This is a genomic window from Mesorhizobium sp. CA10 (assembly GCF_020165285.1).
GTDB lineage: Bacteria > Pseudomonadota > Alphaproteobacteria > Rhizobiales > Rhizobiaceae > Mesorhizobium.
Genome location: NZ_JAIUHV010000009.1, coordinates 252,627 through 262,043 on the forward strand (window position 1 = coordinate 252,627; position 9,417 = coordinate 262,043).

The following is a 9,417-nucleotide window of genomic DNA, read 5'->3' on the forward strand; positions in this document are numbered from 1 at the left end:
GACGACATCATGCTCCAACAAGGATCGTGATGGCGATTCAACGAAACGCCATCACCATCAAGCGGAAGCCGCCGGAAAGCGGGGCGTCGGTCTTATTTGTCGGTGACGATCTTGACCTTGTCGCCGGACGACACAGTCGCGCCCGGCGACATGGCGTTGAGCACGCGGAACAGATCGAGCTTGCGATCGACGCCGACCATCTGCGCGGCGAGCGAGCCCATGGTCTGGCCGGCCTGAACGGTGACGACCCGGATATGCAGCGGCTTCAGCGCCGCCTTCTCGGCTGGGCTCAGCACGCGGAAGGAACCGCTGACCGAGCGCGCGACCGGGTCCAGCGAAGTGCTGGCCGAGGGCGCGGCCGTCAGCAGCCTGTAGACCTGGCCGCCGGCGCGGATCACCGCGATGTCGAACTGCCAGCCTTGCGCGCTGGCATGCGCCGTCGCCGCATCGTTGCCGTTGATCGTGTCCCGGCGCACGCTGGCGTCTTCCAGCCCCGCTACCCAGCCGCTGCGGATGTAATCGGTGAGCGAGACGGACTTGTCGATCGCCACGCCGTCGAAGCGGATGGCGATGTCGCCAGGCCCGGTCGCCGTGACGGCAGCCGCCGAATTGTCGATGACGAAACCGTTCGGCACGGTGAAGGAGACGCCGAGATTGGGGTGCATGAAGGTCTGGCCGCGCACATAGCCTTCTTCCGGCGTGTCGCCGTAAAGCAGGCCGTCTATGCCGGCCAGAAATGCGTCGCGGTCGCGCGTGCCGACGCCGGGCGGGCCGAAATTGCGCGCGAGGCGCTGCGCCAGCTCGATACGCTGCGGCGTGTTCGGGTGCGTCGCCAGGAAGTCGAGGCTGGCGTCGGTGGCGCCGCTCACCGAGCGGAAATCCGTATAGGCCGACATCGACTGCAGGAAGCGGCCGGCGGCATAGGGATCATAGCCCGCCTCGCCGATCGACTTGATGCCGATGGCGTCGGCCTGCAGTTCCTGGTTGCGCGAGAATTGCGCGAGCCTGAGCTTGCCGCGGATCAGCGCCGCCTTGGCGGTCGGGCTGTCGCCGAGCACATCGGAAACCACCTTGGTCGCCAGGCCCTCCTCGGCTTCGAGCTGCTGCCGCTGCAGGCCGTGATTCGCGGTGACGTGGCCCATCTCATGCGCGATGACGGCGGCAAGCTCGGAGGAATCATTGGCCAGCGCCAGCAGGCCGCGCGTCACATAGAGATAGCCGCCCGGCAGCGCGAAGGCGTTGACGTTGGGCGAGTTGAGGATGGTGATGCGATAGGTCTGGGTCGGGTTGGCCGATACCACCGTCAGGTTGCCGACGACCTTGGCCACCATGCGTTCGAGCTTTGGGTCGGAATATTCGCCGCCATAGGTGGCGAGAATCCGCGGGTGCTGCGCCTTCGCCATCTCTGCGAGCTTGGCGTTGGCCACGACATTGTCGACGGTGATCGGCTTGTCGGAAGGTTGGAAGCCGCTCTCCTGCACGTCCGGCGGCGTGAACATCTGGCAGCTCGCCAGCACGGCGACGCTCGCCAGCGCGAGAAATCGTGCCAGCGGCTTCATCCACACCTTCTCAGCGCCGCTCGACAGGTCGGCTTCCTTTCCAAATCTTTCGGCAAATCACGGCCCATCCGGACCAGCATGGCCGGACCTAGCCATACTCCCCCGGACAAGGCAAGGAAACGCCGGATCGCCCATTGCCGGTTTGGCCATAAATTATGTCCGCTTCCGGGCAACATGTTGTGATCCGGCAACGGTGCCGCCTCGATCGCCGATATAGCGCCGGAACGCATCCGGTCCAGACCGATCGAAGAAATCCTCGGCGGGCCCGGCTGCCGCGATCGTGCCTTCGTCGAGAAATGCCACGTCCTGCCCGATGCGGCGCGCATCTTCCGGCTGATGCGTGACGAACAACACCGTCATTTCGCGCTCGGCATGGATGCCGGCCACAAGGTCCAGCATGTCGTCGCGCAGCGCCGGGCCGAGCGACGCGAAAGGTTCGTCGAGCAGCAAAACGGGCCGGTCGCGCAGCAGCACCCGCGCCAGCGCCACGCGCTGCCGCTCGCCGCCGGAAAGCTCGCGCGGCAGCCGCTTTTCCTTGCCGGCAAGACCAACCCGCGCCAGCGCCTCGGCGACGTCCGCGCGATCGGCGTCGCCGAGTTTCAGCGACGGCGAGCGGCCGAGCCCGACATTGGCTTCGACGGAAAGATGCGCAAACAAATTGTTTTCCTGGAACACCATCGACACCGGCCGCATCGAAGGCGGCGTGTTTCCGAGACCGACGCCGCCGATCAGGACCTTGCCCGCATCGGGCACTTCGAAGCCGGCTATCAGATTGAGCAGCGTCGACTTGCCGGAGCCGCTCGGCCCCATGATGGCGGTGATCCTGCCGGCTGCGAATTCGGCGTCGAAGCGAAAGGAAGATTCGCCATAGCTGAACGAGACGCCATCCAGCGCGACGGGGAGACCCTTTTGCGCGGCGATGCCGTCGATGGTCGTCGTCATGACTTTCCTTCCCGCCCCAGCCAGTCGGCCGCGACCACCAGCATCAGGCAGACGAGGCCGAGCAGCAAGGCAAGTCCCGCGGCGTCGGCTGTCCTGTAGCTGCTCATGCGCGCCAAAAGCAGATAGGGCAAGGTCTGCACGGAATCGCTGCCGAACAGCGCGATCACGCCGAGATCGCCGAGCGACAGCGCCATGGCGAAGGCAAAGCCGGTCGCCAAAGGCCGCCTGAGCGACGGCCAGTCTATCAGGCTGAGCCGGTTCCAGCCGGATATGCCGAGCGCAAGGCAAAGCCGCTCGTGGCGCTCGCTCGCCGCGTCATAGGCCGGGCGAACGGCGCGGACGGCGAAGGGCATCGCCATCACTGCGTTGACGGCGACGACCATGGCCGGCGCGATGGCAAAGACGTCGGTGACGTGGCGAAGCGCCAGGAACCAGCCGGCGCCGAGCACGATCGGTGGCACCACGAGCACGAAGCCGGCGCCGGTGTCGGCGGCATGTTCGAGCAGGCCCATGGCCCCGCCTGCCCGGCCCCGCAGAGCCAGCGCGCGCCGTGCCGCGATCAGCGCCAGCGAGAGCGTCACGCTGAGAAGCGCCGCAAGCAGGGCAAGGCCGGCGCTTGTGAGGGTGACGCGGCGCACCGCTTCCTCGCCTGCCAGCCGGCCGAGATCGGCCTCCAGGCCTGAAAGCACGGTCGCCAGCATCGGTCCGGCGACGAACAGCAGGGCAAGCATGATGAGGCCGGCATTCAGCACGGTTTCGAGCCGGCCCGCAGAAAGGTAGCGGCGCGGCGCCACCGGCAGATTGGCATCACCGACCGTGTTGGCGCCGAGCCGCGTGAGTGCTGCGACCACGACGAAGGTGAGCGCGATCTGAAGAAACGTCAGTGTTACGGCCCGCGCAGGATCGAAATCGAAGCGCAGCGCCTGGTAGATGGCCACTTCCAGTGTCGTCGCGGCCGGACCGCCGCCGAGCGTCAGCACGATGGTGAAGGAAGTGATGCAGAGCATGAAGACCAGCCCGGCAATCCCCGGCAGGGCCGCGCGCAGCACCGGCCATTCGATCAGCCGGAAGGCCGGCCAGGCACCCATGCCGAGCTGGCTCGCCAGCCGCCACTGGTCGGCCGGAACGGTGCCCAGCGCCTCGAGGAACAGTCGCGTCGCCAAGGGCAGGTTGAAGAAGACATGAGCGACAAGGATGCCGGAGAGGCCGTAGATCCCCGGCCAATCCGCACCGCCACGTCGGGCGAAGACGCCGGCAAAATATCCGACCCGACCGTAGAGCGCCAGAATGCCGAGTGCGGCGACGATCGCCGGCAAGGCCAGCGGCACGGTGAACAATTGCAGGATCAGGCGGCGTCCCGGGAAACTTGGGTGTCTCGACAAAGCGCGCGCCACGAGCAGCGCCGGCGCGACCGACAGCAGCGTCGAGAGAGCCGCCTGCCACAGCGTGAAGCGGGCGACGCGCAGGAGATAATTGTCGAAGGCGGCGGCAGCGCCGGAGAGATCGTGCGCGCCTTCGACGGCGAGGCCGGCGAAGGCACCGCCGATGAGGAGGGCGATGGCCGCCAGCGCGATGATACCGGCAGTGATGCGGGAGTCAGGCACGGGGTGCACGCTGCACATACAGGGTTCGAGTTAACGTATGCCGCGTTCCTTCGCGCCCCCCTCTGTCCTGCCGTAGAGCGATCATCTTGGAAGGATAATAACCGAGACGCCCTACTTGCTCATCACCGCCAGCCACTCATCCACCCACGCCTTGCGGTTGGCGGCGACCTCCTGCGGGCTGAACAGCAAGGTCTTGGTCGGCTTCACCAATTTGTCGAAGGCCGGGTTGAGCGGCTTGTCGGTCTTGCCGGCTGGGAACATCCAGTTGGTTTCCGGAATGACATCCTGGAATTTCGGTCCGGTCATGAAGGCGATGAACTTTTGCGCCAGCGGGTTCTTCGCGCCCGTCGTGGTGATGCCGGCAACCTCGATCTGCAGGTATTCGCCTTCCTCGAACGAGGCCGCCTGGTAGCGCTCGGTGTTCTCGGCCACCATGTGGTAGGCCGGCGAGGTGGTGTAGGACAGCACCATCGGCGCCTCGCCCTTGGTGAACAGGCCATAGGCCTCGCTCCAGCCCGGCGTCACCGTCAGGACCTTGGTCTTGAGCTTTGCCCAGGCCTCCGGCGCCTTGTCGCCATAGACTGACTTCACCCACAAAAGCAGCCCGAGACCGGGCGTCGAGGTGCGCGGATCCTGAATGACGATCTTGTCCGTGCCGGCGCCTTCGATCAGCTCCTTCAGGCTCTTCGGCGGGACTTTAAGCTTCTGCGTATCATAGACGACGGCGAAATAGCCGTAGTCGAAAGGCACGAAAGTGTCGTCGCTCCAACCTCCAGGCACGTCGATGGCGGAGACTTCGCCATGCGGCGCGAACAGTCCGCTCGCCTTGGCGTCGGCGGTGAGATTGGTGTCGAGGCCGAGCACGATGTCGGCCTTGGTGCCGGCGCCTTCGAGCTTGACGCGGTTGAGGAGCGCCACGCCGTCGGCCACCGAGACGAATTCGAGATCGCAGCCGCATTCGGCCTCGAATTCCTTCTTCACCGCCGGGCCGGGACCCCAATCGGCGGTAAAGCTTTCATAGGTATAGACGGTGAGCTTGTCCTTCGCAGCGGCAGGCGCGACGCCCGCCAGAAGCGAAACAAAGCCGGTTGCGAGAATGAGATGGGACAGTATTGCGCGCATATCGGCGCCTCCTTCGTTCGAGTGACAAGGAATTGAGGCGCCGGATGGTCCGAAACGTCTAATCCCTCCGCCGGTACAAACCGGATCAGGTTCAGCGGGTTGGCTTGATCGCCTCTCAGCCGGATCACGTCCGGCACCCCGTTAGAGCGTTTCGACAGATAGGCCCGGCCGAAGCGGCGCGCAAGCGGAAGTTTGCCGGGCAGCTAATGTTCGCCGGCAGGCTCGCAGCCGAAGCGCGCGGCATCCCGCTTCCGTTTCGCCCGACGGGCTGGTAAGGGCGACGGCCATGGGCACATTCACCATCCTGCTTGGCGGCGAGCTTATCCGCACGCCCCGGCTCGAACGCCAGATCGCTGGCTCGCGCGTCATCGCCGCCGATGCCGGCATCGGCCATGCCCGCATGCTTGGACTTGTCCCCGAACTTTGGGTCGGCGATTTCGACTCGGTGCCGGCGAACCTGCCGGATGATCTCGCCGCCGTGCCGCGAAAAGTCTTTCCGGCCGAGAAGGACATGACCGATGGCGAGCTCGCCATAGCGGAAGCGCTTCAGCGTGGCGCCACCAGCCTCGTGTTGGCCGGCGCCTTTGGCGGCAAGCGCGCCGACCATGCCTTCCTGCATCTGGCGCTGGCCGTGCGGCTGGCCGAGGCTGGCACGACCGTGCTGCTGACCAGTGGCGCGCAGGAAGGCGCCCCCATCCTGCGCGGCAAGGCCAGCTTCGACTATGACGACGGCACCTTGTTTTCGGTGCTCGGCTTTTCCGACCTGTCCGGCCTGACGGTCACCGGCGCCAAATGGCCGCTCGACCGCGTCGAGGTGGCGTTCGGTTCCTCGCTCACTATATCAAACGAGGTCAAAGGGCAGCTTGGCATCGCGCTGGAGCGCGGCCGGGCGCTGCTTCTGGCCCATCCCTATCCTCTTCCAGAAAGTTGACATGGCGCCGCCACTCCTCAACCTCGACGGCATTAAACTGACCTTCGGCGGCACCCCGCTGCTCGACGGCGCGGCGCTCAGCGCATCCGCCGGCGAGAAGATCGCGCTGGTCGGACGCAACGGCTCGGGCAAATCGACGCTGCTCAAGATCGCCGCCGGGATGATCGAGCCGCAGGACGGCGAGGTGTTCCGCCAGCCTTCGGCGACCGTCCGCTATCTGCCGCAGATGCCGGACATGGACGGCTTCGCCGATGTGCGCGCCTATGTCGAGGCGGGCCTTGGCCCGGCCGACGATCCGCATCGCGCCACCTATCTGATGGAACATCTTGGCCTGACCGGCGAGGAGCGGCCGAACGACCTGTCCGGCGGCGAGGCGCGCCGCGCCGCCCTTGCCCGCGTCATGGCGCCGGAACCCGACATCCTGCTCCTCGACGAGCCGACCAACCATCTCGACCTTTCGGTGATTGAATGGCTGGAAGAAGAGCTCGCCCGCACCTCCTCCGCGGTGATCCTGATCTCGCATGACCGCCGCTTTCTCGAGCGCGTCACGCGCGCCACCGTCTGGCTGGATCGCGGCCAGACGCGGCGGCTGGAAAAGGGCTTTGCGCATTTCGAGGAATGGCGCGACCAGGTGCTGGAAGAGGAAGAGCGCGACCAGCACAAGCTCGGCCGCCAGATCGTGCGCGAGGAACATTGGCTGCGCTATGGCGTGACCGCCAGGCGCAAGCGCAACATGCGCCGCCTCGGCGAGTTGCAAACCATGCGCCAGCGCTTCCGCAGCCATCGCGGCGCAGAGGGCACCGCGACGATGGTGGCCAGCGACGCCGCCGAATCCGGCAAGCTGGTGATAGAGGCCAGGAACATCGACAAGAGCTTTGGCGATCTCACCGTGGTCAAGGGGTTCTCGACCCGCATCCAGCGCGGCGACCGCGTCGGCCTGGTCGGCCCGAACGGCGCCGGCAAGACGACATTGTTGAAGATGCTGACCGGCGAGCTGGCGCCGGACGCCGGCACCGTGCGCCTTGGCGTCAATCTCGAGATTGCGACGCTCGATCAGAAGCGCGAGGCCGTCGATCCGCAGGAGACGCTGGCGCATTACCTCACCGACGGACGCGGCGAGAACCTTGTCGTCAATGGCGAGCAGCGTCATGTCGTCTCCTACATGAAGGATTTCCTGTTCAAGCCGGAGCAGGCCCGCACGCCGGTGCGCGAGCTTTCCGGCGGCGAACGCGCGCGGCTGCTTTTGGCCCGCGTGCTGGCCCGGCCGGCGAACCTTCTGGTGCTGGACGAACCGACCAACGATCTCGACATGGAGACGCTGGAGCTGCTGCAGGAGCTTGTCGCGGGCTTTGCCGGAACCGTGATACTGGTCAGCCACGACCGCGACTTCCTTGACCGCACCGTCACCAGCATGATCGCGCCGGACGGCGGTGGCCGCTGGATCGAATATGCCGGCGGCTATTCCGACATGCTGGCGCAGCGCGGCGGCTCCAGGCTGGAAGACCGCAAGGCAAGGTCCAAGACCGAGGCGAGCGAGGCTGGACCGAAAGCCGAACCCGCGGCGCCCAAAAGCGCCGCGAAAAAGCTCTCGTTCAAGCAGAAATTCGCACTGGATTCGCTGCCTAAGAAGATCGAAGCGGTGACGGCCTCGATCTCGCGACTGGAGAACAACATCGCCGACCCCTCCCTTTACGAGCGCGATCCCGCCTCGTTCCAGAAGACTATCGCCGCGCTCGACAAGGAGCGCACGACGCTGGCGGCACTCGAGGAAGAGTGGCTGGAATTGGAGATGCTACGCGAAGAGATGGAGGGGTGAAGGGGCGGGCGCACCTTGCCACAATACGGGGATGCGCATACTATCTACGCATGTTGCGGAGGTCATCATGCGCAAGATAGCCGCAAATGCGGTCCGTCAGCCTGCAAATCTATCGATCGATTCCCGGCTCATGAAGGAAGCAAAAGGTCTCAATGTGAATGTGTCCCGAGCCGCTGAGGCCGGGATTGCCGAAGCGGTCGCTGCCGAAAAAACACGACTTTGGAAGCTTGAGAACCGCGCCACCATGGATGCGTGGAACGACTATGTCGAAAAGCACGGCATTCCACTCAAGGAGCATCGGCAGTTCTGATGGCGCGCTATGACGTCTTCGCTGCTGACGGCACCGAAGGCGTCTACCTTCTCGACGTCCAATCCGAGCTGCTGGACAATTTCAAGACACGGGTCGTTGTCCCGCTTCTGCCGATCGCGACAGCTCCGTCCCCGATGCGCAAGCTTCATCCGATCTTCGAGATCAACGGGCGCAAGCTGGTGATGGCTACCCAATTGATCGCCACGGTTTCAACGACCGAGCTCGGCGAAAGCAGGCTGAACCTGACGCGGCATCATGACGAGATCGTCGCCGCTCTCGACATGCTGTTTCAGGGCTTCTGAGCGGCGGCTTAAAACCGCCGCTGCCATCACCCCGATGTCTTCGCCGCCCAGGCCTTCAGCGCCTCGTCAAAAACCTTCTCGCCGGGAATGCCCTTTTCCATGGTGAGCAGGGCGCGGCGTCCGGTCTTGTAGACTACTGGCACATCGATCCAGGCCTGGCCTCTCAGCAGCGTCAGGTTGGCGTTCTCGTCGGCCTTGGTGTCGTTGAGCGCGACGAGGAAGAAGCCGTCGGCGATCTTGGCCGGGATGCCGATCAGCGGGCTGCCGGCATCCTGTTCGGAACTCTTCATGGCGATGCGCAGGATGTTGTCGACGCCGCCGCCGTCGAACCCTTCCGGCGTCAGGAAGATCATCTCGATGATGTGGCTGGCGGGCAGTGTCTGGTCGGTGTTGCGCCGGATCGTCATGCGCAGCTGGATATTCTTGCCCGGAATCGTCGCCTCGGCGCGGATCGCCGGTTCCGGCGGCAGGTCGCCGCCGGGCGATTCCTGCACAAGCGACCACACGATGCTGCCTGGCTCGGCCGTGCCCTGCTGCGTGCTGGTGCGCTCCTCATAGAAGATCGCCTTCTGCCCGACCGGCACGGTTGCCTCGGCGGTCGCCGGCGCCGGCGCAGCCGGTGTCGTGCCCGCGGGCGGCGGCGTTGTCGCTGCCGCAGGCGGCGTGGCGCCGGCCGCGGGCGGCGTTGCCGCGTTAGCCGCCGGCGGCGTGGTTCCGGTTGCGGGCGGCGGTGGATTGGCAGCGTCGGTCGCCGGCGCTCCGGCGGCAGGCGTCTCAGGCGTCGGCGTGGCCGGAGCAGGCGTGGCCGGAGCAGGCGGAGTCGTCGCCCGC

The 9,417-nt window shown here is 65.7% G+C and carries 8 protein-coding genes, 1 pseudogene and 1 riboswitch; of the genes and pseudogenes, 4 read left to right on the top strand and 5 right to left on the bottom strand.

What is annotated here, in order from left to right:
• Window positions 1-92: 92 nt before the first annotated feature.
• From LB535_RS20230 to thiB, 4 genes are all read right to left on the bottom strand, one after another.
• Complete coding sequence (locus LB535_RS20230; protein WP_224633429.1) at window positions 93-1,559, bottom strand: M48 family metalloprotease; 1,467 nt, start codon at window positions 1,557-1,559, stop codon at window positions 93-95.
• A 153-nt stretch (window positions 1,560-1,712) separates the two neighbouring features.
• Entirely contained in the window at window positions 1,713-2,501 is a 789-nt protein-coding gene (gene thiQ, locus LB535_RS20235) for a thiamine ABC transporter ATP-binding protein (protein ID WP_224633430.1), read from the bottom strand.
• Window positions 2,498-4,123 (bottom strand): thiamine/thiamine pyrophosphate ABC transporter permease, encoded by a 1,626-nt coding sequence (gene thiP, locus LB535_RS20240; protein ID WP_411969589.1) that lies wholly within the window; start codon window positions 4,121-4,123, stop codon window positions 2,498-2,500. The genes thiQ and thiP overlap by 4 nt, the downstream gene beginning before the upstream one ends.
• Window positions 4,124-4,216: 93 nt before the next feature.
• Window positions 4,217-5,227, bottom strand: coding sequence for a thiamine ABC transporter substrate binding subunit (thiB, locus tag LB535_RS20245; protein WP_224633432.1), 1,011 nt, complete (start codon window positions 5,225-5,227; stop codon window positions 4,217-4,219).
• Window positions 5,228-5,272: 45 nt separating this feature from the next.
• A riboswitch (TPP riboswitch) is annotated at window positions 5,273-5,378 on the bottom strand.
• Window positions 5,379-5,513: 135 nt separating this feature from the next.
• Between thiB and LB535_RS20250 the strand changes: the two genes are divergently transcribed.
• The 4 genes from LB535_RS20250 (at window position 5,514) to LB535_RS20265 (ending at window position 8,586) form a co-directional block, all read left to right on the top strand.
• The gene (locus LB535_RS20250) at window positions 5,514-6,158 is read left to right on the top strand and encodes a thiamine diphosphokinase (RefSeq protein ID WP_224633433.1); all 645 of its coding nucleotides are present in this window, start codon (window positions 5,514-5,516) and stop codon (window positions 6,156-6,158) included.
• 1 nt (window position 6,159) lies between these two features.
• A complete protein-coding gene (locus tag LB535_RS20255; protein WP_224633434.1) occupies window positions 6,160-7,974 on the top strand; it encodes an ABC-F family ATP-binding cassette domain-containing protein in 1,815 nt (604 codons plus the stop codon).
• A gap of 67 nt (window positions 7,975-8,041) precedes the next feature.
• Window positions 8,042-8,284: a type II toxin-antitoxin system CcdA family antitoxin gene (locus tag LB535_RS20260; protein WP_140547068.1), complete on the top strand. Its 243-nt coding sequence runs from the start codon at window positions 8,042-8,044 to the stop codon at window positions 8,282-8,284.
• Entirely contained in the window at window positions 8,284-8,586 is a 303-nt protein-coding gene (locus tag LB535_RS20265) for a CcdB family protein (protein ID WP_224633435.1), read from the top strand. The genes LB535_RS20260 and LB535_RS20265 overlap by 1 nt, the downstream gene beginning before the upstream one ends.
• A 26-nt stretch (window positions 8,587-8,612) precedes the next feature.
• Here the strand turns inward: LB535_RS20265 and LB535_RS20270 are convergent.
• Window positions 8,613-9,417, bottom strand: a pseudogene (locus LB535_RS20270) (hypothetical protein); the annotation flags it as partial.

Bases quoted from the DNA above. Each gene is read 5' to 3' on its own strand.
- thiP (WP_411969589.1), bottom strand. From the start codon at position 4,123: ATGTGCAGCGTGCACCCCGTGCCTGACTCCCGCATCACTGCCGGTATC.
- thiQ (WP_224633430.1), bottom strand. From the start codon at position 2,501: ATGACGACGACCATCGACGGCATCGCCGCGCAAAAGGGTCTCCCCGTC.
- thiB (WP_224633432.1), bottom strand. From the start codon at position 5,227: ATGCGCGCAATACTGTCCCATCTCATTCTCGCAACCGGCTTTGTTTCG.
- LB535_RS20230 (WP_224633429.1), bottom strand. From the start codon at position 1,559: ATGAAGCCGCTGGCACGATTTCTCGCGCTGGCGAGCGTCGCCGTGCTG.
- LB535_RS20265 (WP_224633435.1), top strand. From the start codon at position 8,284: ATGGCGCGCTATGACGTCTTCGCTGCTGACGGCACCGAAGGCGTCTAC.
- LB535_RS20250 (WP_224633433.1), top strand. From the start codon at position 5,514: ATGGGCACATTCACCATCCTGCTTGGCGGCGAGCTTATCCGCACGCCC.
- LB535_RS20260 (WP_140547068.1), top strand. From the start codon at position 8,042: ATGCGCAAGATAGCCGCAAATGCGGTCCGTCAGCCTGCAAATCTATCG.
- LB535_RS20255 (WP_224633434.1), top strand. From the start codon at position 6,160: ATGGCGCCGCCACTCCTCAACCTCGACGGCATTAAACTGACCTTCGGC.